24 protein-coding genes are annotated in these 23,036 nt (G+C 69.9%); 8 read left to right on the forward strand and 16 right to left on the reverse strand.

All coding sequences use genetic code 11. From position 1 onward, the window contains the following. Positions 1-166: 166 nt before the first annotated feature. The 3 genes from EJC51_RS23230 (at position 167) to EJC51_RS23240 (ending at position 3,831) form a co-directional block, all read left to right on the forward strand. Positions 167-964, forward strand: coding sequence for a class I SAM-dependent methyltransferase (locus tag EJC51_RS23230; RefSeq protein ID WP_126272858.1), 798 nt, complete (start codon positions 167-169; stop codon positions 962-964). 188 nt (positions 965-1,152) lie between these two features. After that, positions 1,153-2,244, forward strand: a complete 1,092-nt coding sequence (locus tag EJC51_RS23235) for a C40 family peptidase (RefSeq protein ID WP_126272859.1) — start codon at positions 1,153-1,155, stop codon at positions 2,242-2,244. Between the two features lie 270 nt (positions 2,245-2,514). Continuing rightward, a complete protein-coding gene (locus tag EJC51_RS23240; protein WP_166682894.1) occupies positions 2,515-3,831 on the forward strand; it encodes a PP2C family protein-serine/threonine phosphatase in 1,317 nt (438 codons plus the stop codon). A gap of 115 nt (positions 3,832-3,946) precedes the next feature. Here EJC51_RS23240 and EJC51_RS23245 read toward each other — a convergent pair whose 3' ends face one another. From EJC51_RS23245 to EJC51_RS23260, 4 genes are all read right to left on the reverse strand, one after another. Then, complete coding sequence (locus tag EJC51_RS23245) at positions 3,947-4,282, reverse strand: DUF2516 family protein (protein WP_373559653.1); 336 nt, start codon at positions 4,280-4,282, stop codon at positions 3,947-3,949. 131 nt (positions 4,283-4,413) lie between these two features. After that, complete coding sequence (locus tag EJC51_RS23250; protein ID WP_126272861.1) at positions 4,414-5,058, reverse strand: hypothetical protein; 645 nt, start codon at positions 5,056-5,058, stop codon at positions 4,414-4,416. An 83-nt stretch (positions 5,059-5,141) separates the two neighbouring features. Further along, on the reverse strand, positions 5,142-5,687 hold the full coding sequence (locus tag EJC51_RS23255; protein ID WP_126272862.1) for a helix-turn-helix domain-containing protein: 546 nt from the start codon (positions 5,685-5,687) through the stop codon (positions 5,142-5,144). Between the two features lie 138 nt (positions 5,688-5,825). Then, positions 5,826-6,554 (reverse strand): class I SAM-dependent methyltransferase, encoded by a 729-nt coding sequence (locus EJC51_RS23260; protein ID WP_126272863.1) that lies wholly within the window; start codon positions 6,552-6,554, stop codon positions 5,826-5,828. Between the two features lie 260 nt (positions 6,555-6,814). On the opposite strand from EJC51_RS23260, the gene EJC51_RS23265 reads away from it, so the two are divergent. Beyond that, positions 6,815-7,657, forward strand: a complete 843-nt coding sequence (locus EJC51_RS23265; protein ID WP_126272864.1) for a nitroreductase/quinone reductase family protein — start codon at positions 6,815-6,817, stop codon at positions 7,655-7,657. A 23-nt stretch (positions 7,658-7,680) separates the two neighbouring features. Here EJC51_RS23265 and EJC51_RS23270 read toward each other — a convergent pair whose 3' ends face one another. The 6 genes from EJC51_RS23270 to EJC51_RS23295 all read right to left on the reverse strand — a co-directional run bounded on the left by EJC51_RS23270 (position 7,681) and on the right by EJC51_RS23295 (position 15,510). Further along, positions 7,681-9,705, reverse strand: a complete 2,025-nt coding sequence (locus tag EJC51_RS23270) for a HelD family protein (protein WP_126272865.1) — start codon at positions 9,703-9,705, stop codon at positions 7,681-7,683. A gap of 58 nt (positions 9,706-9,763) precedes the next feature. Further along, positions 9,764-10,372, reverse strand: coding sequence for a TetR/AcrR family transcriptional regulator (locus EJC51_RS23275; RefSeq protein ID WP_126272866.1), 609 nt, complete (start codon positions 10,370-10,372; stop codon positions 9,764-9,766). Then, entirely contained in the window at positions 10,369-12,501 is a 2,133-nt protein-coding gene (locus EJC51_RS23280; protein WP_244362805.1) for a phosphotransferase family protein, read from the reverse strand. The genes EJC51_RS23275 and EJC51_RS23280 overlap by 4 nt, the downstream gene beginning before the upstream one ends. A gap of 298 nt (positions 12,502-12,799) precedes the next feature. Then, complete coding sequence (locus tag EJC51_RS23285) at positions 12,800-13,672, reverse strand: GntR family transcriptional regulator (RefSeq protein ID WP_126272868.1); 873 nt, start codon at positions 13,670-13,672, stop codon at positions 12,800-12,802. Between the two features lie 201 nt (positions 13,673-13,873). Further along, complete coding sequence (locus EJC51_RS23290; protein ID WP_244362807.1) at positions 13,874-14,602, reverse strand: HAD family hydrolase; 729 nt, start codon at positions 14,600-14,602, stop codon at positions 13,874-13,876. Positions 14,603-14,631: 29 nt separating this feature from the next. Further along, complete coding sequence (locus EJC51_RS23295) at positions 14,632-15,510, reverse strand: GntR family transcriptional regulator (protein ID WP_126272870.1); 879 nt, start codon at positions 15,508-15,510, stop codon at positions 14,632-14,634. Positions 15,511-15,712: 202 nt separating this feature from the next. On the opposite strand from EJC51_RS23295, the gene EJC51_RS23300 reads away from it, so the two are divergent. Beyond that, the gene (locus EJC51_RS23300) at positions 15,713-15,901 is read left to right on the forward strand and encodes a hypothetical protein (protein WP_097265804.1); all 189 of its coding nucleotides are present in this window, start codon (positions 15,713-15,715) and stop codon (positions 15,899-15,901) included. A 35-nt stretch (positions 15,902-15,936) separates the two neighbouring features. On the opposite strand, the gene EJC51_RS23305 is transcribed toward EJC51_RS23300, so the two are convergent. Then, positions 15,937-16,845 carry a winged helix-turn-helix domain-containing protein gene (locus EJC51_RS23305; protein WP_126272871.1) on the reverse strand — a complete coding sequence of 303 codons (909 nt, stop codon included), beginning with the start codon at positions 16,843-16,845 and terminating at the stop codon, positions 15,937-15,939. A gap of 188 nt (positions 16,846-17,033) precedes the next feature. Between EJC51_RS23305 and EJC51_RS23310 the strand changes: the two genes are divergently transcribed. Further along, positions 17,034-17,216: a hypothetical protein gene (locus tag EJC51_RS23310; protein WP_126272872.1), complete on the forward strand. Its 183-nt coding sequence runs from the start codon at positions 17,034-17,036 to the stop codon at positions 17,214-17,216. 222 nt (positions 17,217-17,438) lie between these two features. Here the strand turns inward: EJC51_RS23310 and EJC51_RS23315 are convergent, their stop codons facing one another. Together EJC51_RS23315 and EJC51_RS23320 are read right to left on the reverse strand one after the other, a co-directional pair. Continuing rightward, the gene (locus EJC51_RS23315) at positions 17,439-18,695 is read right to left on the reverse strand and encodes a GNAT family N-acetyltransferase (protein WP_126272873.1); all 1,257 of its coding nucleotides are present in this window, start codon (positions 18,693-18,695) and stop codon (positions 17,439-17,441) included. A gap of 126 nt (positions 18,696-18,821) precedes the next feature. Next, entirely contained in the window at positions 18,822-19,430 is a 609-nt protein-coding gene (locus EJC51_RS23320; protein WP_126272874.1) for an RsiG family protein, read from the reverse strand. A 179-nt stretch (positions 19,431-19,609) separates the two neighbouring features. Between EJC51_RS23320 and dtd the strand changes: the two genes are divergently transcribed. Beyond that, on the forward strand, positions 19,610-20,035 hold the full coding sequence (dtd, locus tag EJC51_RS23325; RefSeq protein WP_126272875.1) for a D-aminoacyl-tRNA deacylase: 426 nt from the start codon (positions 19,610-19,612) through the stop codon (positions 20,033-20,035). 477 nt (positions 20,036-20,512) lie between these two features. Next, complete coding sequence (locus tag EJC51_RS23330) at positions 20,513-20,734, forward strand: hypothetical protein (RefSeq protein ID WP_079309012.1); 222 nt, start codon at positions 20,513-20,515, stop codon at positions 20,732-20,734. 29 nt (positions 20,735-20,763) lie between these two features. Here the strand turns inward: EJC51_RS23330 and ygfZ are convergent, their stop codons facing one another. From ygfZ to EJC51_RS23345, 3 genes are read right to left on the reverse strand one after another with little or no spacing between them, the layout of a single operon-like run. Further along, a complete protein-coding gene (gene ygfZ / locus EJC51_RS23335; RefSeq protein WP_126272876.1) occupies positions 20,764-21,729 on the reverse strand; it encodes a CAF17-like 4Fe-4S cluster assembly/insertion protein YgfZ in 966 nt (321 codons plus the stop codon). A gap of 10 nt (positions 21,730-21,739) precedes the next feature. Then, a complete protein-coding gene (locus tag EJC51_RS23340; RefSeq protein ID WP_126272877.1) occupies positions 21,740-22,195 on the reverse strand; it encodes a Fur family transcriptional regulator in 456 nt (151 codons plus the stop codon). A gap of 54 nt (positions 22,196-22,249) precedes the next feature. Continuing rightward, positions 22,250-22,825, reverse strand: a complete 576-nt coding sequence (locus EJC51_RS23345) for a heme-binding beta-barrel domain-containing protein (protein WP_126272878.1) — start codon at positions 22,823-22,825, stop codon at positions 22,250-22,252. Positions 22,826-23,036 lie beyond the last annotated feature (211 nt).

The raw sequence follows: 23,036 nt of genomic DNA on the forward strand, positions 1-23,036 counted from the left end.
GCGCCCTCCAAGGGGGTGCAACGTCGGAGGGGCTGGTTCCCATTCCGGCGGTGGGGGTTTTTGCCTAGGCATTACTGGGGGTCGCTCAACTGTTCGGTGGCGGGGCGCGTCCGTCGCGCGGCGGTCGATGGCGGTGGAGGTGCGCCCGCCGCATAACCTCGTACGTATGACATCTCGCGCCCGTACCCGTCCCGTGGGCACGGTCACGCGCGGGACCACCAACCCCAACCGGCTGCGGCGCATGGACCGCTGGATCGCCGCCGTCCATGGCGCCGAGCTGCGGCGGGCCGGCGATCCGGTGGCCGTCGACCTCGGGTACGGGGCCGCCCCCTGGACCGCCGTCGAGTTGCTCGCCCGGCTGCGGACCGTCGCGCCGCGGGTGCGGGTGGTCGGGGTGGAGATCGAGCCCGCCCGGGTTGCCGCCGCCAAGCCGTACGAGCGGGAGGGGCTCGTCTTCCGGCACGGAGGGTTCGAGATCCCTGTGGCGCAGCGGCCGGTGCTGGTGCGGGCGGCGAATGTGCTGCGGCAGTACGACGAGGGCGAGGTCGCGGAGGTCTGGGCGCGGATCCGCGCGCGGCTCGCGCCCGGGGGGCTGCTGGTCGAGGGGACCTGTGACGAGGTCGGGCGACGGCATGTGTGGGTCGCGCTCGGGGTGGAGGGGGCGCGGACGGTCACGTTCGCCACCCGGCTGGGGTCGCTGGAACGGCCGTCCGATCTTGCCGAGCGGCTGCCCAAGGCGCTCATCCACCGCAATGTGCCGGGGGAACCCGTGCATGCCTTCCTACGGGACTTCGACCGGGCCTGGGCCGCCGCCGCGCCCTATGCGTCGTACGGCGCCCGGCAGCGGTGGATGCGGGCCGTGCGGGAGTTGCGGACCGACTGGCCGGTGGTGGACGGGCCCGCACGATGGCGGCAGGGTGAAGTGACCGTGGCGTGGGAGGCGTTGGCGCCTCGGGGCCGCTGAGCTGCGGGGAACGATCTCCGTGAGTCGTTCGTCACAAAGGCGGGGAGATCGTCTTCGGGGGCGGGAACGGGGGCAGGAGGAGCGAAGTACCGCTGACGCACGACCTCTGTCGCTTTTCGGTGGCACATGGCACGATCCCCCAAGCGTCCGTAAGTTACTGACGGTAAATCAGATGTGGGGGAAGAGGTATGGGTGCGGGCAAGCGCGGGCTGTTGACGGCGGCCGTGACCGTGGTCTGTGCGGTGACCGTGCTGGCGGCTCCGGGTACGGCGTTCGCGGCGCCGACTCCCACACCGACACCGACCCCCAGCGCTTCGCCCTCCGCCGCGCCCGCTGCCGCGCCCGACAAGGACCTTGAGGCCGTACGCGAGAAGCTGGACGACCTCTATCACGACGCAGCCGTGGCCACGGACCGGTACAACGCCGCGGAGGAGGCCGCCGACCAGCAGTCGGCCGCGCTCGTGGCGTTGGCGAAGAAGATCGTCAAGGGGCAGGAGCGGCTCGCCGAGTTGAAGAAGCGGGCGGGTGCGGCGGCCGCCGCCCAGTACCGCAGCGGCGGACTGCCCGACGAGGCGCAGCTGATGCTCAGCGACGACCCGGAAGACTTCCTCAACGGGGCCGGGCGGGTGCTCCAGGGGCAGCGTGCCACCAAGGGGCTGCTGGAGGAACTGACCCGCACCCAGGAGGACTTGGAGCAGTACGCCGACGACGCCTCCGCGCAGTGGGAGAAGCTGGAGGCCAACCGGAAGGCCAAGGCCGCCGCCAAGAAGAAGGTCAAGAAGCAGATCGCCGCCGCCGAGGAACTCGAGTCCAAGCTCGAGAAGAAGGAGAAGGAGCGGCTGGCGCGGCTGGAGCAGGAGGCCGCCTACAAGGCGCAGAGCACCTGGCTCGACTCCGGCATCCTCGACGAGATCAACGGCAAGGCGTCCGCACAGGGCAAGAAGGCCGTGGAGTACGCGACCTCGCAGATCGGCAAGCCGTACGAGTGGGGCGCCGAGGGACCGGGGTCCTACGACTGCTCGGGGCTCACCTCGCAGGCCTGGGCCAGCGCCGGGCAGCCCATTCCGCGGACCTCACAGGAGCAGTGGAAGCAGCTGAAGAAGATCGACGTCAAGGACATGCGGCCCGGCGACCTCATCATCTACAACTCCGATGCCAGCCATGTCGCGATGTACATAGGGGACGGCGCGATCGTCCACGCCCCGCGCCCGGGGCGGACGGTGACGATCGCGGGGGCGGGGTCGATGCCGATCCTGGCGGTCGTGCGGCCCGACGCCTGAGACGGCCGCGGGCGGTTGAGACCGGGGTCACGTGACGCAGGGCACGTCGGGCGTCGTACAAACCCGGTGCGGACGTGACGTTCGTCATTCCCGCACCTCGGGCGGGGTGTCCAACTGCGGTAGGGAACGCGGCATATGACAGCGGCCGCCCGCCGAACCGCGTGCCGTGCGCCATTCCGTTGCGGCGCCGACTACCGCTATGGTCCCCGTCGGTGGGTCGAGGTCCCTCGCCCCACCATGCCCTCGGGGGGAGGGAAGGAACCCAAGACGATGCCCGTACCCGTACCGCGGCAGAGAGCGATCCCGGCCGTGGAAGGTGGTCAGGCGCAGGCCGCGACAGCACTCGGCGGCCCGGTCGGCGGCCCTCCGAAGGAGGAGGCCCCGCGTAAGGACAGCACGGTCGAGAAGCACCACGGCACCCATCTGACGCTGCTGGTGATCGAGGACGATCCCGGCGGCTCCACGATCGTGCCCGAGCTCCTGGACGCCGCCGGCAACCCGATCCGCGTCCGCACGGCCCGCAATCTCACCGAGGCCGAGCGCCTGCTCACCGACGACGTCCACTGCATCCTGCTCGACCTGGCGCTGCCCGCACCGGTGCGCGCCGGGGACGACGACGAGCTCGCCGTGCTCAAGCACGTGCTGGAGCTCGCCCCGCGGCACGCCGTGCTCGCCCTCACCGCCTCCGGCGACGCCGAGCGCGGTGCCGAGGCCGTGCGCGTGGGCGCCCAGGACTATCTCTTCCGGGACGAGCTGGACAGCCGGCTGCTGAGCCGCGCGATCCGTTACGCCGTAGAGCGGAAACGTTCCGACACCGCCGAGCGGCGGCTCGCGGAGGGCCGTGTACGGGCGCAGGAGAACCGGCGCCTGGAGCGCGGCCTGCTGCCCACGCCACTGCTGGAGGGCTCGGCTCTCCGTTTCGCCGCCCGCTACCGGCCGGGACGCTCGCGCGCGCTGCTCGGCGGTGACTTCTACGACGTCGTACGGACCTCCGACGGCACCGTGCACGCCATGATCGGCGACGTCTGCGGGCACGGGCCCGACGAGGCGGCGCTCGGCGTGGAGCTGCGGATCGCCTGGCGGGCGCTGACGCTGGCCGGGCTGTGCGGGGACGAGCTGCTGGGGACGCTCCAACAGGTCCTGGAGCACGAGCGGGCCGACGACGAGATCTTCGCGACCCTGTGCACGGTCGACATCGCGCCGGACGGGCGCCGCGCGGGGCTGTGCCTCGCCGGACATCCGGCGCCGCTGGTGGCCCGCCCTGGACGGCCGGCGCGGCTGCTGCCGTACGACAACAACGGGCCCGCCCTCGGGCTGCTGCCCGGGGCCCGGTGGCCGCGGATGCAGGTGGAGCTGGGGCGGGAGTGGAGCCTGATGCTCTACACCGACGGGCTCATCGAGGGGCGCGTCGGTGCGGGGCGGGAGCGGCTCGGGCAGGACGGCATGGTGGAGATGGTCCGGCGGCAGCTGGGTGAAGGGCTGCGCGGGGAGGCGTTGTTGCGGGCTGCCGTGAATGAGGTGCGGGAGCTCAACGGGGGCGAGTTGGCGGACGACGTGGCGGTTGTGCTGTTGGATCGGGCGGCGTGACGCGGGGTGCCGCCGTCATGGGGCCGGTTGAGTGCCGGGTGCCGGTCCGCCGTGGCTGGTCGCGCCCACGCGGCGGAGCCGCACATCGAGACAGCCTCGCGCCCCTAAAAGCCCTTTACCGGCCGCCGTTCCAAGGGCCGTACGGGCCGTCGCTGCTCGAACCGCCGCCCCTGCGGCCCCTGCCGCCGCCGGACACCTGGCGCAGGGCCGGGCGGACGTCGACGAAGAAGACGATCGACGCGACCAGGCCGGCGAGCTGGAGGAACAGCATCGGGACCAGGAGGTTCACGGCCACCGCGATACCGAGGATGATCAGCCAGAAGCCCTTGCCCTGCTTGTCGGCCGCGCGGTACGCGTCCTCGCGGAAGAAGGCGGCCATCACGAAGGCCACCACCGCGAAGGCCAGCATCGCGAGGTAGAGCAGCCACATCAATCCCGCGAAACCCTGCATCAGCACAACGTCCACCACCTGACTCGGCTCGTCATTACGCGGTCACCGTACCCGTACAACGGGCCGGGCACCCCCGAGGTGCCCGGCCCACTGCCTGTTCCGGCTGTCCGCCTGTTCCAGCCGTCCGCCGACTACTTCGCGGGCGGCGTCGTCTTCTTGGCGGTGGTCTTCTTCGCCGGGGCCTTCTTCGCGGCGGTGGCGGTCTTCTTCGCGGGGGCCGGAGCGGCGGCGGCCGGCTTCGGCTCCTCCTTGACCTCGACGGGCTCGGCCTTCGGCTCGACGGCGATGGCCAGCTCCTCGATCTCCTCGGCGGCCTCGCCACGCCAGGTCTTGACGGCCTGCTCGCCGTGCTCGGCGACCTTCTCGTAGGTCTCACGCGCCTTCACGGCGTACTCGGCGGCGACGCCGACGCTGCGCAGGGCGAAGTCCTGGGCGCTCTCGCCGAACTTCTTCAGGTCGGCGTCGATCGTGCTGCCGAGCTTCTTGATGTCGCCGTCGAGGGTCGCGATGAACTCGCCGACCTTGGCCTGGATGCTCTCCTGGGCCTCCTTGGCCCGGGCACCGGCCTCCTTGGCGCGGGCGGCGGCCTTCTCCTGCACGGCCTTGGGGTCGGTGCCGCGGACGGCCTCGATCCGGGCCGGGGCCTCGGCGCGCAGCTGCTCGACGATGCCGGGCACCTTCTTGGCCTCCTGGAAGGCCAGGTCGCCGGCGCCGGCGAGGAAGTAGAGCGGGGTCGGGTCGGTGACGGCCTTGCGGATGTCGTCGGTGATGGCCATGGTGATGGTCCTCCCGGGTCGCTTTCAGGTGAGGGTTTTGGGTCCCGCGGTCGGTCGGCTCTGACGTCTGTGGTGCATGGGCGTCAACTGGCCGTCTGCTGCGGGTCGGCGTCGCTGCCGTCGGCCGTGCGGGGGGCCGTGGTCTCGGGTGCCGTGCCCTTTTTGCGGGTACGGCGCTTGGTGGTGCTGCCCTGGTCGCTCCGCGCGCTCAGCGCGTCCTCGGCTATGGAGGGCTCCGGCTCCTCGGAGCCGTCCCGCTCCCGCTCCCCGGCGTCGGTCCCGAATCCGTTCTCCTTGCGGAAGGACTCGTAGATCTGGAGCAGCACCTGCTTCTGCTGCTCGTTCAACGTGGGGTCGGCGAGGATGACGGCGCGCGTCTCCACCTCGTCCCGGTCCCGGTCCGCGTCGAGGATGCCGGCCCGGACGTACAGCGTCTCGGCGGAGATCCGCAGTGCCTTGGCGACCTGCTGGAGCACCTCCGCGCTCGGCTTGCGCAGCCCGCGCTCGATCTGGCTCAGATACGGATTGGACACCCCGGCGGCGTCGGCGAGCTGCCTGAGCGAGAGCTGGGCGTTTCGCCGCTGCTCGCGCAGGTACTCACCGAGATTGCCGACGTTGAGCGATGCCATGCCTCTACTGTGCCCCACCCCCGCTAACTATTGCAAGCACCCGCTTGCAAAAGTGCGCCACGCCACGTACGGGTAGGTCCGGGTGAGTGACGGCGATGCCCGTGGGAACGGGCTCTTCCGCGGGCCTCCCGCCCCTCGTCACCGCGGGCGCCGCGCCACGAAGACGAATTCCCGGCCCGGGCGGTCGGGGGCGTCGCGGACGTCGTCCAGGGTGTAGCCCTCGGCGGCCAACTCCGCTTCCACTTCCCCCCGTTCCCGGAACCGCAGCGTCGAGTCCGATGTCAGCACCTGCCCGTCCGCGGTGAACACGTAGGTCCACCGGAACGTCACCAACGGTCCGGTCACGTCGAGGAGTTCGACCCAGCTCTCGACCCTTCCGGTGCCTGGTACCTCCGTCACGGCGTACGACGTCTCGCGGTTCCACTCCTCCCACGCGCGCCGGGCCGGGTTCCTGGTCTCGAAGACCAGGCGGCCGCCGGGACGCAGTGCCGCGTACGCCCCGCGCAGGGTCTCGCGCCAGTCCTTCGGGTCTACGACGGCCTGGGCGACGTTCGCCGTCATGGTGGCGAGGTCCACGGTGAGCGGCGGGAGGTCCGTCGCGTCACCGCGGATCCAACGGACGCGGTCGGCACCGGGCTTGGCGCGGGCCACGTCCACCGACGCACCGGCGGGATCGACGGCCACGACCTCGATGCCACGGTCCGCCAGCCGGAGGGCGAAGACACCGGTGCCGCAGCCGATGTCCAGGACCCGGCGCGCCCCGAACTCCGCCGCGATGCGGACGTAGGCGTCGAGGTCGCCGCGGTCGGGGTCGAGGGGGTCGTAGAGCGCGGCCAGTCGCGGGTGTCCGAAGGACTCGTCAGCCATGGGGCCAAGGTAGGGAGGCGGAGGCGGGCCCGGCCAGTGGTTCCGCCGTCGCGGAAAACCGGTGGCGGCCTGCCCGGCGCCGCGACTACCGTCCTTCCCATGACTGCCGGGTTTGCGGCCACGCGCCGCGCGACAGTTGGGTACCCGGCCTCCGCGTGAGGCCCGTGCGGGCCAGAAGCCCGCCGCTTCTCTTCGCCATCGACTCCCCTCCAAGAGACCGACGAGATCGACGAGATCGACGACGAAGAGAAAAGACGAGAATGCCCAACGACTTCAATCAACAGGTCATCGACGAGTTCCGTGCCAACAACGGACGCGTCGGTGGCTGGTTCGAGGGTGGCCGGCTGCTCCTGCTCACCACTACCGGCGCCCGCACCGGCACCCGCCACACCACTCCCCTCGGCTACCTCCCCGACGGCGGCGACCGCGTCCTGGTCATCGCCTCGGCCGGCGGCTCGCCCCGGCATCCGGACTGGTACCGCAACGTCCTCGCGCATCCCCAAGTGACGGTCGAAGCAGGCGCGTTCACCTACGAGGCGCAGGCCGTCGTGCTGGAGGGCGAGGAACGCGACCGGTCGTTCGCGCGGGCCGTGGAGGCCGACCACGGCTGGGCGGAGTACCAGGAGAAGGCCGGGGACCGGCTGCTCCCCGTGGTCGCCTTGTACGAGGTCGCCGCACCCGGCCCGCCGAACATCCGGGCCGACTCCATGGGCGAGGCGATCAAGCTCGTCCACGACAACTTCCGCCACGAACTCGCCCGGATCCGCGACGAGATGAGGAAGAGCGACGACGGTGCCCCGCTCGGCGCCCAGCTCCGCGTCAACTGCCTCACCTTCTGCCAGGGCCTGCACAACCACCACACCGGCGAGGACACGGCCCTGTTCCCGTTCCTCGCCGACCGGCATCCCGCCGCCGCCCCCGCACTGGCCCGGCTGCGCGAGGAGCACGAGCGGATCGCCGAACTCGTGCTGGAGATGCGGCAGGTGGTGTGGACGGCCGGCGAACCCGGCACGGCCCTGGCCGAGTTCGAGCGACTGGCCACCGAGCTGGAGGCCCATCTCACTTACGAGGAGGAGCAGTTGATCCCCCTGCTCGGAGGCTGAGCGGAACGGCACCGGTCGCCGACTCAGAACGGCAACGGCCGCCGGTGCACCACCTCAAGCCCCGACACCGCCCGCGTGAGCACCACGTACAGCCGGTGCAGCCCTCGTTCCTCCGCCTCGGCGATCGCCGCGGGCTCGACGGCGACGACATGGTCGTACTCGAGCCCCTTGACCAGCGAGGCCGGGACGAGGGTCACGCGGGCGGCCAGGTCGTCCGGCCCGGCCACCGGGACACCGGCCGCGTCGAGGGCGGCCCGCACCCGGGGAAGGTCCGCGTCGGCCGCGATCACCCCCACCGACCCCTCCCGCCCGAGGGCGTCACGCACCGCGCCCACGACCGCACCGAGCAGCTCGTCCTCTGCCTCCCGCACCCTCAACTCCCCGTCCCCGCGCAGGGATCGGGCCTCCGGTACGTCGACGTCCAGGCGCCGCAGCAGCCGGTTGGCGAGCCCTACGACGGCCTCCGGCACCCGGAACCCGGTGGTCAGCGGCACGACGGCCGCGTCCGGCCGCCCGAGGTGCGTGAGCTGCTCGGCCCAGGTCCGCGCGGCCCACGGCGTGGTCCCCTGCGCCAGATCCCCGAGCACGGTCAGCGAACCGAACACGGCCCGCCGCGCGATGGCCCGGCACTCCATCGGGGAGAGGTCCTGCGCCTCGTCGACGACGACATGGCCGTAGCCCTCGGGGTGCTCGATCAGCCCGCCGACCTCGTCGAGCAGTACGAGGTCGGCGGCCGACCAGCGCGCCGACTTCCACGACCGCGGCGGCTTGCCCCACAGCAACGCCTTCTGCTCATCTCCGTCGAGCAGGCCGCGGCCCGCGGCCTCCAACACCCCGCCGTCCGAGAGCAGTTCAGCGACGACCTCTTCCGCCCGCACCCGCGGCCACACGGCATCGACGTACGGCCGGACCGCCGTCGCCATCTTCCGCACCCACGCGTTCGGCGGCGGCCCCGCCCGCCGCTCGGCGAGCGCCTGGACATGGGCGACGACCCGCGTCCGCACCCGTTCGCGCCCGACGGCGTACGGCGGCTGCTCCGCCCGCACCCCGTCCACGATCCGCGCGAACGCCTCCCTCGGCACCCGCCACCGATAGGCCCCCTCGGGAATCGCGATCTCCTCGGCCCGCTCCGCCGACACGCGCGCGTACAGCGCCCGCCGCAGCACCTCGGCCATGCGCACGTCGTGCTTGAGCACGGCGGTGGGTGGATCGTCGCGACCGGTGACCGGGTGCCGGCCGATCTCCTCCGACAGCGTGGACTGCCGTACGCCGGTCTCGCCGAGGGCGGGCAGGACCTGCGCGATGTAAGAAAGGAAGGTGCGGTTGGGGCCGAGGATCAGCATGCCGCCGCGCTGGATGCGCTGGGGGTGGGTGTAGAGGAGATAGGCGGCCCGGTGCAGGCCCACGGCGGTCTTCCCCGTCCCGGGAGCGCCCTGCACGCACACGGAGACGCCGAGATCACCTCGTACGAGATCGTCCTGCTCGGGCTGGATGGTCGCGGCGATGTCGCGCATGGGGCCGACGCGGGGACGTTCGATCTCGCGGACGAGGATGTCGCTGGCGCGGTCCTCGCCCCGGCTCAGATGCTCGTCCTCAAGGCTGGTGAGGTCTTCCGACGCGCCCGTGCTCCCGGGCGCCCACCCGAACCGCCGCCGCACGGCGACGCCCTGCGGGTCGTGGGCGCTCGCCTGGTAGAAGGCGCGGGAGACGGGGGCGCGCCAGTCGACGACGAGGGGTGGGGCGGCGGGGTGCTCGCTGATCCGGAGCCGCCCGACGTGATAGCCCTGCCCGGCATGTTCACCGCCGTCGAAATCCAGACGGCCGAAGAACAACGGCCCCTCGGGCAGCTCCCGCATCTCCTTGGCCTTGCTGCGCAGCTGATAGCCGAGGACTTCGGCGTCGGCCCCGGAGGCGGAGACGTCTTCACCGACGACGACCTGCTCCTGGGCGCCGTCGACCATGGCGGCGAGGGCGGCGCGGCAGGTGTCGTGGTGGGCGCGTTCGAGGTGGAGGGCGTGGGTGAGGGGGGTGGGGTCGGGTGACGTCATGAAACCGAGCGTACCGGCATAACGTAACCGGGTTAAATTTTTTACCGAGCCTCAGTCGTCATGAGTAGCGCGGCAGAGCCGCCTCCAGCAGATCGAAGGCACGCTCGGCATCACCGAGAGCCGTGGCCCTCACCTCGGCGACGGGTTCCCCGGCTCCGATCCGCCGCCAGTTCTCCTGAGCGAGGATGCGGCGTACGGCGACGATCTGCCCGGCGGCCAGCCGCGCGTCCAGGTCACCGCCGAGGGCTGCGGCGAGGGCCTCCTCGGAACGTTCGAGGTGGAGGTGGAGGCGGGCGACGAGGGCGGGGGTGCCGTAGAGGAGGTCGTAGAAGGCGCGGACGGCGGGGTGGTCACTGACGCCGGTGATGGGGTCGCCCTGCTCGATCCCGTCCAGGAAGTTCCGCCGCAACGACTCCAAGGGCGCCCCCCGTCCCTCCCGCACCACCCGCGCGGCCTCGTCCTCGTGGTCGGCGATGCGGTGGAAGACCAGGTCCTCCTTCGCGGGGAAGTAGCGGAAGAGGGTGGGCTTGGAGATGTCGGCCGCGGCGGCGATCTCGGCCACCGAGACCGCGTCGTAGCCCTTTTCGAGGAAGAGGCGGATCGCGGTCTCGGAGACGGTCTCGTACATCCGCTGCTTTTTGCGGGCGCGCAGGCCGGGGGTGGTCATTGGGCGAGGGTACGGGGTTCGCGTTCCACGAGCGTCAGTGCGAGATAGGGGTTGTGCATACGACGTTCGCGCAGACCGAGTGACGCCGTCGCCGCCCTCAGGGTCGTCGAATAAGAGTCGAGGGCCCTGCGCACGTTGGGAGCGTCCAGGCTGGCGCCGGTGACCAGGCGGTCCAGGTCGATGTATGCGGAGCGCACGATCTCGATCCAGCGGTAGATACCCCAGTCCCGTCGCCAGCCCTTGGTGTATTCCGGGGCCAGCCGGAGAGCCCAGCGGTTGAACATGCGCTCGCGGATCTCCGGCCGGGTGGGAGTGAGATGCAGGTGCCGGACCAGGTCGTAGAGGGGGTCGCCGACGACTGCCATCTCCCAGTCGATGATGGTCAGGGCCTGCCGGTCGGGGCGGCGCACCAGGTTCCACGGGTTGAGGTCGCCGTGCAGCAGGGCGGGCTCGCGGTGGCCCACCTGATGCCGGGAGAGGATTTCCCGCAGCCGCACGGCATCCGGCAGTCCGAGGTGACGGGCCAACTGCTGGGATTCCCTCGGCAACTCGGCGACCAGCAGGACGAGTTGCTCGCTCAGCGTGGTGTAGAAGGACCCCTCCCCCGCGGCCGGGTCCAGCGCTCTGTAGTCCACCGCCGTGAGTGCGCACAGTTGGTCGACGAGGGCGTTCGCCTCATGCGGCAGCAGGCCCTGTTCAGGGTGGCGGGGCGGCTGGTCCGGGTCGGGTGAACCCTCATAGGTGTGGATGGCGAATGGTTCCCCCTGGTAGCTCGTCCCCAGGGCCAGGAACCTTGGCGCTGCCACCATGGCCTTGGATTCCTCGATGGTGCGCAGGACAGCATGTTCGCTGAGGAAGCCACGCTCACGCCGATCGACGTTCGGCACCTTGCGCCGCACCACCACGGGGAAGTCGACGCCGGGTACGTGCACGATCGTGTTCAGGTGACCGGTCCCCTTGAGTACACGACTGGCCGGCGCCGCCCCTTCCGCGTGCAGCGCCTTGACCACGGCCGTATGCGGGAAGTCGGGACGCTCCGGGAAGCGTGGGTCCCACGACCACTTGTCGATCTCGACAGTCAGGCCGCGCCCCCCGTTCCTGGCTGCCAGCCATCTGAAGAGGATCCGCTCGATCTCCTGCTCGTCCGGAACACTGCCGAGTCTGAGCGGGCCCGCGGCCGCCGTCAGAGCCCGGGCCACCGCCCCCTTGGCCTCATCGAGGGTCTTCTGGTCGGGCGAGTTCTGCAGGGCCTGCGCCGCCCGCATCACATCCGGGTAGACCGACTGGGCCCGTTCGAAGGCGATGTAGATGGGCAGGTCCCTGGTCAGGCCCTTCACCGCTGCGGGCCGCACTCGGCGCATGGCGGCCACCCAGGCGTCGATGACCTCGTCCCACTGATAGGGCGGGTATTGCATGCGAACCAGGTGCGTGGCGAGATCGTGCAGGGGGTCGCCGTAGGTCGCCAGTTCCCAGTCGACGCAGATGAGAGGCGGATCGCCGGCGTACGACATGATGAGGTTGTCGCGGTGCAGATCGGCGTGGAGCAGACTGAACGGTCGACGGGACATGATCGGCACCCGCTCGGCGAACCGCAGCATGGCGTCCTCGGGGATGCCCAGGGCCGCGAACAGGCCGCCGAAGCCAGCCCAATTGGGCTGCCGGATCTGCCGGTCCGCCATCAAGGCCAACGCCTGCAAGAACGCTTGGCTGTCCGTGTGATTGCCGGGCCAGTCGGACGGCAGCTCCGGCAAGGCCCCGCTGCGCACCTGGGTCATCTGGGCGAGCAGACCCGCCAGCGCGCGGATGATCATGGTGTCGACCGGCTTGCCGTTGCTGCACACCTTGGACAGCGGCACGCCCTCCACATAGCTGTGGATCGCGAAGGTGTCGCCCTTGTAGAGACACTGCGGAACGTGGGGCAGCACGCCCTGAATGGCGTCGAGGATCTCCGCCTCGTCCGCCCAGGTTCTGATGACGACCGGAAGCGCCTCTTCGCGCCGGATACGCACGGTCACCGTCGTCCCGGCGTCCCGCCCGGCCAGCCGTGCCGCGGGTTCCGTGAGAGGCAGGACGAAGTTCTTGTTGTGATGCCCGCTGGTCGCCTGCCCTAACTGCTCGGCCAGACTCACGAACTCCTCGACCGTGCGTGCCCCGGGCGGGGTCTCTGGAAGAGGCGGTGCGCCCACAGGCCACACTCCGGATCGTTCGCGCGACAGACGACAGGCACGGCAACACTAAGTCTCGGTTTTAGCAAGCACGACCAGAGCCCGGCTGGAGTAGCCATAACGAGTGGTTTTGCCACTCTTCGTTCGTCAGGCCGTGCGAGATTGGCTCTTTGCCACGTCCATACGCGCGCAGCAGAGCGATTGCTCAGCGGTGCGGGAATGTTAGCGCACCGAACCATGTCCCCCGGTCACCGTTTGGCCGCTATTCGGAGAGCCGGGCCCAGACCGAGTCGAACCACGCCTGCATGTTGTCCACGAAAACCGATCCCGGCGAGTTCGTGTCCTCGTCCTTCACCTGATGGGTGAGGGTCGCACCCAGCCCCAGGACGTCCAGCGCGGTGACCACATCGCCGTCGTCCAGCTCGATCTGACGCTCGATCACGTCGTACATGCCGTGGAGAGCTTCGGCGCGGTTGATGAGGTAGAGCTTGAACGGCGGGACCAGTGGCGTGTGCTGGATCTCGACGCCGACGGACGGCACCAGCCCCTCGGTCCGCAGATCTTTCAGGGACCCGAGCAACGACTCGGTATGCCGATGACTGATGCCCACCAGCCGCTCTTGGAGGCGCATGTCCTCCTTTTTACCCTTCACCCGTGGATACGGCAGCGGCTGCGTGGTGTCCGGCAACAGCAGCCGCAGAGCGATGCGCTCGGGTGAGATCTCGCCGGCATGGATGCGCTCGGCCTGGACGCGGATGTGGGCGTCCAGCGATTCCGCGGTCAGCGTGTAGACGTCCAGGGTGACTTCGGGCGCTTCGAACGCCGATCCGATGATGTGGCTCAGCGTCGCCCCGTGCCGCGACTTGACCGCCTTGGGTGCCGACGACTTGATCAGCTGGGTCTTGATCACCCGGGAACCGCTTCCCTGCCGCGAGACGATCCAGTGCTCGTCGGCCAGCTCCCGCAGAGCTCGCTGAACGGTGTCCCGCGAAACCCCGAACTCGTCGGCGAGCTCCCGTTGCGGCGGCAGGAAGGACCCCACCGAGTAGGTGCCGTCGGTCATCCGGGTGCGCAGCGTTTCGGCGACCCGCTGGAACTCCTTGCCTCCGCTGTCGCCGTTTCCCCGTGCGTCCACGCCTCGACCGTACCGCCTGCCGTCCACCGGCAAACCAATCTCCAGTCAATTCCACCAGTGGACTGGCCAGTTGGTTAAGGGATCAGTCAGGCCGGGCAGACCACCCACAAGTCAACCAGTCCAATTGGTCGGAGAGTTGACGCCTTGGCGGTGGAGTGGAAGGGAGGTGGTCCAGAATGCCCCTGCTGCGGCATCACCGGCTCAGACCCGCCCCAGCAGCACATCCCGCACCACATCAAGCGAGTTGACCACCACCGAGGCTCCCGCCTCCCGCAACAACCCCTCCTTGCGCCCGTTACGCGCGTAGCCCAGGAACGGAACACCGGCGCTTCGCGCGGCCACGTAGTCGGACGGGGTGTCGCCGATCATCAGGGCTGCCGAAGGGGCCGCGCCCATCGCGTTCAGGGCGTGGTTGAGGCAGTGCGGGTGGGGTTTGAGGTGGTGGAGGTTCTGGGTGCGGCCGTAGATGTGGGGGTGGAAGCAGGACGTCAGGCCGCGGCCGGCCAAGTACTTGCGCACCACCCGCGGGGAGTTGTTCGTCGCGATCGCCAACCGAGCGCCCATCGCGGCCCACGTCTGTATGAGCGGGTCGGCGTAGGCGGTCGGCATGGCCGACGTCGCGGCGTGCAGTTCTTCCTGGGTGAGACGTTCCTCCAGCTCCGCGACCAGGTCGCTGCCGGGGTGCCGGAGGTCGACGGCGCGCAGCACGACATGGGGGTCGAGGGACTTCCGTTCCTCCTCCGTCACCAGGCCGTGCAGTCCGCGGCTCTCCAGCCACTCGACCAGTTCCGCGGCCACCCGTTCCGCCGAGTGCCCGGCGAACAGGCGGCAGATCGGGCCGTCGAAGTCCCACAGCACGACTCGGGCGTGCCTGATCAGCTCCCGGAGGTCTTCCAGTGCTTCAGGATCGTTCTCTGTCTCTGCTGTCACCGAATCAGTCTGCGCTGTATCAGGAGTCACTAGGAGAGTGTCAGGTCCGTCGTGATGGTTTCCCAGAGGGCGTCGAACCACTTCTGGGATTCCTCCACGAACGCCGCGTCCCGCTGGCTCGCCGCCTTGACGAAGGAGAACAGGACGGACTGGGAGCCCAGGGCGTCGTACATCTCCAGGGTCTGGCTCTCGTACTCCTCCTCGCGCTTTTCGAGCATGTAGTAGCCGAGCAGCACTTCCTCGCCGTTGACCAGGTACATCTTCACCGGCGGAGTGAAGGGCAGCGCGCGGAAGGTGATGCGGACGTCGATGCCGTGGGTGGAGCGGACGGCGTTGAGGTTGTACTTCAGGACGTGGGCCTGGGCGTTGCGCATCTCCAGCCAGCGCTGGTGGACCGGGTCCTCCTGGCCGTCGCGGTCGACCAGCACCGGGAAGGCGAGGTTGATGTCCCGGGACGGCAGCAGGACCCGGAACTCGATGGACTCGGGGCGGATCCTGCCCTCGTGGATGCGGCGCAGGGACTCGCCGAGCGCCAGCATCAGGGTCTCGGAGGTGTGGCTGACCACGTCCACGCGCACGTGCGGCGCCGCGAACGCCTCCGTCAGCCGGGGGGCCAGTCCGACCATCGTCGGCTGCGGCGCCCCGCGCACCGGGGCCGGCTCGGCGATCCTCGGTGGGCTGCCCTTGCTCACGTTGCTGAGGAGGCCGTCCTCCTGGAGCGCGCGCAGGGCCTGGCGGACGGTGCCGCGTTCGACATTGAACTCCTCGGCCAGTTCGGCCTGGGTGGGCAGGCGGTCGCCCGCCTTGAGGTCGCCGGAGCGGATTCGGTCCCGGAGGATGTCGGCGATCTCCTGGGGCGAGAGCTTTCTGCTGCCGTTCACTGCCACGTTCTCCTGGGTCACGACCAAACGCTACAACTCTCGCCCATCTTTGGGGAGTTGCCTGGGAGTTGTTTCAAAGTAGGTACCAAGTGGGGACAACTACAGCAGAGATGGTTGCCAACTTCTCCAAGTTGGCGGAAGTTTTGCTTCCTTGTTCGCCACCATCCCGCACAACCCCCCACATCCGCTCGCCCCGGATGCCCGCCTCACGCCCTAAGGGGGAATCACCGTGCCTGCCATCTATCTTCTCTCCGCCATCTTCGTGGTCGGCATCGAGCAGACCATCCAGTGGAGGTACGGCGCTGCCGGCATCCTCGGACTGCTGCTGCTCAGCGTCGGCCTCAAGGCCAAGAGCCCGGCACTGAGCTCCGTCGGTGCCGTGGTGCTCGCGCTCCTCGTCTCGGGGCAGGCCCTATGAAGAGGAACAGCCCGGATCCACCTCTGTGGGAGACCTCAGCTCGTGAGCGTCAGCTCCGAACTGATCGTCTCCCACAGTGCGTTGAACCACAGGTGGGACTGCTCGACGAAGGTGGTGTCCCGCAGCCCCGCCCCCTGGTCGAAGGCGAACAGCATCGACTGGGTGCCCTCCGCGTCGTACATCAACAGGTGCTCGTGGTCGATCTCCTCCTCGCGCTTGGTGAGCGTGTAGTAGGCGAAGAGCGCTTCCGTGTTGTTGAGCAGGTACAGCTTCACGGGCGGGGTGAAGGGCAGGGCGCGGAAGGTGACCTTGACGTCGATGCCGTGGGTGGCGCGCAGGGCGAGGAGGTTGTGCTGGAGCACCTGGCCCTGGGCGTTGCGCTGGGACAGCCAGCGGCGCTGCACCCTGCCGTCCGCCGAGGGATCCACGGGGATCGGGAAGGCGAGGTCGATGTCCCGGGACGGCAGCAGGACGCGGACGTCGACCTTGGCCGGTTTCAGTCGTCCGGCGTGGATCTGGCGCAGCGGTTCGCCGAGGGCGAGGTTGAAGGAGACCGACGTCAGACACAGGGCGTCGATCTCCACGTGCGGGGCGGCGAAGGCGGCGGCGATGCGCGGCGCGAGGGCGACCATCGTCGGCAGCGGCGGCGCTCCGGGCCCGGTCAGCGCCCTGCCGAGGTCGGGGGCGACCGTCGCGGGGCTGCCCTTGGACACGTTGGTGAGCAGTCGCTCCGACTGCAGGATGCGCAGGGCCTGCCGTACGGCGCCCCGCTCCACGCCGAACTCGTCCGCCAGCCGGGCCTGGGTGGGCATGCGCTGACCCGGCCGCAGCTCACCGGACCGGATACGGGAACGCAGCTCGTCGGCCACCTCACGAGGAGACTTCTGTGACCGCTGCGCCTTCTCCAGCCCATTGACGGAGGCGGGTTTCGGGTCCACGACCAAACACTACAACTTCCCGCCATCTTTTGGCAGTTCGAAGAAAGGTGGTTATGAGCCGCATCCAAGCGGAGATAACTACAGTGAAGTTGGTCGCCAACTTTCAGAACATGGTCAAGCTTCAAGGGGGTTGGCGCCAGCAGGCCGAGCACGACACCATGCTTCGCCCAACGCTTCGCCCAGGGGGGATCGTCATGCCGTTCGCCATCGCCGTCGCCGCCGTCGCCCTCGGATTCGAGCAGCTCGTCCAGTGGAAATGGGGGCCGATGGGCATCATCGCCTTCCTCCTGCTCACGGTCGGCGTCAAGGCCAAGAACACCATGGTCGGCGGCCTAGGAGCGGCGATCCTCGTGATGCTGCTCGCCCAGTCCGGCTGACCGGACCGCCCACGTCCGAGGTCAGTCCGGCCGATCGGGCTCCCTTCCGGAGGGGAGCCGGGAGCCTGATCGGTCAGCAGAAGACAGCACAGCCACAACTGAACACCGACAACCGAACAGCAGCGCCCAAAGCACAGCCACAACTGAACAGGCACCAGTGAACAGTCACAACTGAAGAGGCACAGCTACGGATTCGTCCTCGTCGTCCAGCGGAAGGAGCACTCAGAACATGTCCGGGCACCACGGTCGCCTGGACGTACGCAGCAGGGCGTCGGCCACTTGGGCGGCGCCCGCTCGTTCTTCCCGGACCCGGCCGAGCGCCGCGAGCCGTACGGCGGACTCGTCACCCAGCCACAGGGCCGCCAAGTCGGCGATGTCCAGGGTGAGTTCGGGACTCGCGCCGGTCGGCGTGCAGGACGCGCCGTCCGGCGCCGCCTCCAGCCGGTAACGCCCGCCGGCCAGCCCGGCCGCGTCGGCCACCTCCAGGACGAGGGCGCCCACCCCGTCGTACGCACGCGCCTCCAGAGCCCGTACGACGTCCAGCAGCCGCACCCACAACCAGTCCGCCTGTGAGGTCGTGGCCTTCGCGGCGCGCGGGTTGGGGAGGTGGAGGGGGAGCAGGTCGTCGGGGGCGCGCCAGCCGCTCTTCACCTGGGTGACCCAGTCGATGGAGCAGAGGTAGTGCCACAGGGCGCGCTCGGCGGCGGGGGTCGTCGCGATCAGCCAGTTCACCTGGGCCGTGTCGTGCGGCTGCTTGTCGTGCCAGGTGTCGTCGCAGACGTACGACACCAGGCCCTCGGGCTCGCCGGACGGGGAGCGGTACAGGGCGTAGAAGGGCTCGACCCAGGGGGTGCGGTCCAGGTGGACGACGCCCGTGTTGACCTGCCACCAGCGGTCGTCGCGGCTGACGGCGCCGGGCTGGGCGCGGCGCAGGCGCTCGTGCAGGTCGGGGCCGAGCTTGCGGACGTCCTCGCCGTCGACGAGGTCGATACGGCCGCCGTCGTCCGGGGTGAGCCGGCGGGCGTCGAGGCCGGTGCGGAGGACGTCGACCGTCCACTCCGTCATCGAGGTGGCGGGGCCGAAGCCGTAGCGGCCGTAGATCTGGTACTCGGCGGCGATGAGGGTGGCGGCGACGTCTCCGCGCTCCTTCGCGGCGGTGAGGTCCTGGGTCATCATGCGGGTCAGGAGGCCGCGGCGGCGGTGGGTGGCGGTGACGGCGACGTTCGAGATGGCGTCGGCGGGGACCTGATGGCCGCCGGGGACGGTGAGCTCCTGGTCGAAGGAGCGGTACGTCGCCACGCAGCGGCCCGCGTCGAAGGCGCCCTGGGTGCGGTGGGCGAGGAGGTAGCCGGTGCGGGAGTCGATCTCCTCCTGGGTGGGGGCCGGGCTGCGGAGGAAGCCGGTGTGGAGGGCGCGGGTCCAGTCGGGGATGTCGGCCTCGGTGATGGGGCGGACGTCGATGGCGGGGCGGGTGGTCATGGGGTCACGGTAGGGGGGTGATGGGTGCAGCCCCCAACGTTTTTCGTGCCCTCACGTTCTTCGCCCCCCCCGCCACCCATGCACTCCCCCTCCCTCCGCCTCCCTCTCCCCCGAGGGCTCCTCCCCTCACATCAGCAGGTCGTCGACCTGGGCCTCGCCCTCCCGGTACCGGCGCGCGATCTCCCCGCTGCACTCGTCCGTCGTGTGCTGGAGGCGTTGGCGGCGGCGGGAGACCTGCTGTTCGTAGCGGACGAGGCGGCCCATCGCGGCGTGCAGCTCGGCGTCCGTGCGGGCCGCGAGGTCGGACAGTTCGACCTCGGCGAGCATGTCGGCGGCCAGCCGGCGGTACTCCTCGTTGTGCGGGGTGCCCAGGGTGACGTGGCGGGCGGAGGAGCGCTGGCGGGCCGGGGCGTCGGTCAGGATCTCCGAGAGGCGCTCCACCACCGAGCCCTCCCCCGCGGGCGACCTGCGGGCCAGCTCCGCGCGCAGGATGTCGATCCGGCCCTGCAACAGGCGCCGTACGTAACTGAGGTCCGCCTCGTCGCGCTGGGCGTCCCGGCGCACCGTGCGCAGCTCGGGCAGGCTCAGGACGGCCAGGTCGGGGTCGGGCGGGTCCGCGGGCAGCCGGGCTGCGGCCACCGGGGCCGGTGCTGGTGACGCTTCCGGCCCCTCCGTCCGCTGCGTGGGTGGCCGGAACGCGGACCCGGGTGGCTGCTCGGTACTCGGTGTGCTCATGTGCCTCTACCGTCCCCTCGACCGGCGTGTGTGAGCATCGTGCCACCCCAAGTGGCCGCTATGTGACCGAGTGCCCCCGAACGGCCCAGATGGGGGGTTAAGGATCATTAGGAAGCCCCCGCAAACCCCCGGTCAGCCCCCGGTCCGTCGCCCTTTCCGCGCACGGCATCATGGGGGCCATGCGTGCAGTGGTACAGCGGGTCGACGGCGCGAGCGTCGTGGTCGACGGCGAGACGGTCGGGGAGATCAGCGGCGAAGGGCTCTGTGTCCTCGTCGGGGTGACGCACGAGGACACCAAGGAGAAGGCGGCCCAACTCGCCCGCAAACTCTGGTCGATCCGCATGCTGCACGACGAACGGTCGTGCAGCGACATCGACGCCCCCCTGCTGGTCATCAGCCAGTTCACCCTGTACGGGGACGCCCGCAAGGGCCGCCGCCCCACCTGGAACGCCGCCGCCCCCGGCGACATCGCCGAGCCCCTGGTGGAGGAGGTCGTCGCCCAACTCCGCGCCCTCGGCGCCACGGTGGCGACAGGCCGCTTCGGCGCCCAGATGAGGGTCTCCCTGACCAACGACGGCCCGTTCACGGTCCTGTTGGAGATCTGAGCCGCCAACCAGTCCAGCACCGCCTGACTGCCGCTGGCGGGTTGAGGGCAAGTGTCCGTTCGTTGTTTACGGGCCGGGACCAAGTGGGCACAACTTGGGAGAGTTGGCAGTCCAATTGGTCTGTGTGACCGCTCAACCACCCGAACATCCTTCTCCCTGTCAGCCCAGGTGAGCCTGGTTCTCGGGGCAGCGGACACCGACTCGTGGGGCTCGTGACAGCGGGCCCCCTCGACAGCGGTTGACCCCGCCGGGCGAAAACCTCGGCGGGGCCCCCGTCGTACTTTCCCTACCGCAGACGCAGGAGCCGCGCCCCCTGCGCCTTCCTGCCCCAAATCCCGTATATCCGGGGTGTGTTGGGCCACCCGGCGGCCGGGAATCTCTCGGAGCACGGAACATCACGGAATATGCGGCTGTCACCGCGTCGTCCGTGGTCCGCCAATCACCTGGGCTGACGTGCTCGACGAAGGGGGAAGCGGCATGGAACACCACCCGCCCACAGGACAGGACCCGGGCGGCACCGGCATCGCACGGATTCCGATGTCGAACGCGATCACGGCGGTGATCATCGCGGTCGCTGCGCTGGCCGCCGGCATCACGGTGCTGATGCTGACGCCGGGAGTGCTGGAGGGTCTGGGCAGCGCGGTGACGATCACCGGCGGCGGCTTCACGCTCGCGGCGAAGATCGCCGTGCCGCGCTGAACCCGCGCCGGCTCCGCACGGTCCCCCGCCTACGGCTCGACCACGACCTCCTGTGCCGCCGCCGTCTCCCCCGCCACCAGGGGGGCGTCCACGGACACGTTGCGTTTCACCAGGGCCAGCGCCACCGGGCCCAGTTCGTGGTGGCGTACCGAGGTCGTGATGAAGCCGATCTTGCGGCCGTCCGGGCCGTCGGAGGCGAGGCGGAGGTCCGTGCCGGGGGGCGGGAGGTGGACCTCGCTGCCGTCCAGGTGCAGGAAGACCAGGCGGCGCGGGGGCTTGCCCAGGTTCTGGACGCGGGCGACCGTCTCCTGGCCTCGGTAGCAGCCCTTCTGGAGGTGGACCGCGGTGCCGATCCAGCCCAGTTCGTGCGGGATGGTGCGGTGGTCGGTCTCGAAGCCGAGGCGGGGGCGGTGCTGCTCGACGCGGAGGGCTTCGTAGGCGAGGAGGCCGGCTGCCGGGCCCGTCTTCGCCGCGTACGACTCCAGGTCCTCGCGGGGCAGGAACAGGTCGCGGCCGTACGCCGTCTCGCGGACCACCACGCCCTCGGGGACCTCGGCGATCGAACCCGCCGGGAGGTGGACGACCGCGATGTCCGCGGTGCGGTCCGTGACCTCGACGCGGTAGAAGAACTTCATCGACTCCAGGTACGCCAGCAGCGCCTCCTGGGTGCCGGGCTCGATGTGGGCCCAGACCGTGGTGCCGTCGTCGACCAGGTACAGGGCGTGCTCGATGTGGCCGTTCGCGGAGAGGATCAGCGCCTCGGTGGCCTCGCCCGCCGGCAGCTCGCTGACGTGCTGGGTGAGCAGCAGATGCAGCCAGCTCAGCCGGTCCTCGCCGGTGACGGCGAGGACCCCGCGGTGCGAGAGGTCGACGAATCCGGTGCCCTCGGCGAGGGCACGCTGCTCGCGGAACAGGTCGCCGTAGTGGGCGGCGACGTCTTCGTCCACGCCTTCGCCGGGGACGGCACCGGGCAGGGACAGCAGAGGGCTCTTCATATGCACAAGCCTACGACTCGGTAGTTGAAGCCTTGAGGGCCTTGGTGGCCTTGAGGGAGCAGTCCTTGCAGCGGCCGAAGATCGCGAAGTGCTTCATGTCCGTCTCGAAGCCGAAGATCGAGCGCAGCTTCGCGGTGAACTCCTCCGCCACCTCGATGTCCGCCTCGATGACGTTCTGGCAGTCGCGGCAGACCAGGTGGATGTGGTGGTGGCGGTCGGCGAGGTGGTACGTCGGCGCGCCGTGCCCGAGATGGGCGTGGCTGACCAGGCCCAGCTCCTCCAGAAGCTCCAGCGTGCGGTACACGGTGGAAATGTTGACCCCCGACGCCGTCTTCTTCACTTCCGTGAGGATGTCGTCGGGGGTCGCGTGCTCCAGGGTGTCCACGGCTTCGAGGACAAGCTGGCGCTGCGGCGTCAGTCGGTAGCCGCGCTGCCTTAGGTCGCTCTTCCAGTCGATGCTCACCACACCGGAAAGTCTATGACCACTCGGCGGAAGGCCTACGTGCAGTCGGCGGAAGCCCTACTTGAAGAACGCGATTCCGTCGTCCGGCATGTCGTCCGGCAGGGCCTTCGCCCAGCGCTCGACGTCCTCCGGGGTGACGACCTTCTTCAGGTGCGCCGACATGTAGGGGCGCAGCTCGACCTCGGGGGTCTGCTTCTCGCCGACCCACATCAGGTCGCTGTTGACATAGCCGTACAGGCGCTTGCCGCCGCTGTACGGGCCGGAGGCCGCCGTACGCGCGACCGCGTCCGTGACCAGGTCGATCTGCGGCTTCTGCTTGGCCAGCTCGCCGTACCAGATCTCGACGACACCGTCGTCGCGGACCATCGTGACCTCGACCTTGCGGTCGGCGTCGACGCGCCAGAAGCCGTGCTCGGACTCCAGCGGACGGACCTTGTTCCCGTCGTTGTCCAGGACCCAGGTGTGGGACTGGTACTCCAGGAAGTTCCGGCCGTCGTGGCTGAAGGTGACCTCCTGCCCGAAGTTGCACTTCTCGGAGCCGGGGAAGTCGTGCACACCCGCGCCCGCCCAGTTGCCGAGCAGGAAGACGAGGGGGACGAGGTCCTTGTGGAGGTCGGACGGGATCTCGATCATGAGCTTCTACAGTTCCTAGCTTCGGGTCAGCGCTGGCCCTGGTACAGCTTCTTCACCGTCAGCCCGGCGAAGGCGAGGACGCCGACGCAGACCAGGACGAGCAGGGCTTCGAAGAATGCCTCAAGCACGGGGTGCTCCTTGCTGAGCGGTTATGGGCGGTACTAGAGCCGGGCCCCAGCTTAGTCGGCCGGGGCCCGCCCTTCTCTGCGAG

Origin of the sequence: Streptomyces aquilus (assembly GCF_003955715.1) — a bacterium.
Classification (GTDB): domain Bacteria; phylum Actinomycetota; class Actinomycetes; order Streptomycetales; family Streptomycetaceae; genus Streptomyces; species Streptomyces aquilus.

What these genes read in the sequence shown, in the direction of transcription:
- EJC51_RS23310 (WP_126272872.1), top strand. Translation starts at nt 17,034, where the DNA reads ATGCCGTTCGCCATCGCCGTCGCCGCCGTCGCCCTCGGATTCGAGCAG.
- EJC51_RS23270 (WP_126272865.1), bottom strand. Translation starts at nt 9,705, where the DNA reads ATGACGTCACCCGACCCCACCCCCCTCACCCACGCCCTCCACCTCGAA.
- EJC51_RS23315 (WP_126272873.1), bottom strand. Translation starts at nt 18,695, where the DNA reads ATGACCACCCGCCCCGCCATCGACGTCCGCCCCATCACCGAGGCCGAC.
- EJC51_RS23255 (WP_126272862.1), bottom strand. Translation starts at nt 5,687, where the DNA reads ATGGCATCGCTCAACGTCGGCAATCTCGGTGAGTACCTGCGCGAGCAG.
- dtd (WP_126272875.1), top strand. Translation starts at nt 19,610, where the DNA reads ATGCGTGCAGTGGTACAGCGGGTCGACGGCGCGAGCGTCGTGGTCGAC.
- EJC51_RS23260 (WP_126272863.1), bottom strand. Translation starts at nt 6,554, where the DNA reads ATGGCTGACGAGTCCTTCGGACACCCGCGACTGGCCGCGCTCTACGAC.
- ygfZ (WP_126272876.1), bottom strand. Translation starts at nt 21,729, where the DNA reads ATGAAGAGCCCTCTGCTGTCCCTGCCCGGTGCCGTCCCCGGCGAAGGC.
- EJC51_RS23275 (WP_126272866.1), bottom strand. Translation starts at nt 10,372, where the DNA reads ATGACCACCCCCGGCCTGCGCGCCCGCAAAAAGCAGCGGATGTACGAG.
- EJC51_RS23230 (WP_126272858.1), top strand. Translation starts at nt 167, where the DNA reads ATGACATCTCGCGCCCGTACCCGTCCCGTGGGCACGGTCACGCGCGGG.
- EJC51_RS23320 (WP_126272874.1), bottom strand. Translation starts at nt 19,430, where the DNA reads ATGAGCACACCGAGTACCGAGCAGCCACCCGGGTCCGCGTTCCGGCCA.
- EJC51_RS23250 (WP_126272861.1), bottom strand. Translation starts at nt 5,058, where the DNA reads ATGGCCATCACCGACGACATCCGCAAGGCCGTCACCGACCCGACCCCG.
- EJC51_RS23240 (WP_166682894.1), top strand. Translation starts at nt 2,515, where the DNA reads ATGCCCGTACCCGTACCGCGGCAGAGAGCGATCCCGGCCGTGGAAGGT.
- EJC51_RS23235 (WP_126272859.1), top strand. Translation starts at nt 1,153, where the DNA reads ATGGGTGCGGGCAAGCGCGGGCTGTTGACGGCGGCCGTGACCGTGGTC.
- EJC51_RS23330 (WP_079309012.1), top strand. Translation starts at nt 20,513, where the DNA reads ATGGAACACCACCCGCCCACAGGACAGGACCCGGGCGGCACCGGCATC.
- EJC51_RS23245 (WP_373559653.1), bottom strand. Translation starts at nt 4,282, where the DNA reads ATGCAGGGTTTCGCGGGATTGATGTGGCTGCTCTACCTCGCGATGCTG.
- EJC51_RS23345 (WP_126272878.1), bottom strand. Translation starts at nt 22,825, where the DNA reads ATGATCGAGATCCCGTCCGACCTCCACAAGGACCTCGTCCCCCTCGTC.
- EJC51_RS23265 (WP_126272864.1), top strand. Translation starts at nt 6,815, where the DNA reads ATGCCCAACGACTTCAATCAACAGGTCATCGACGAGTTCCGTGCCAAC.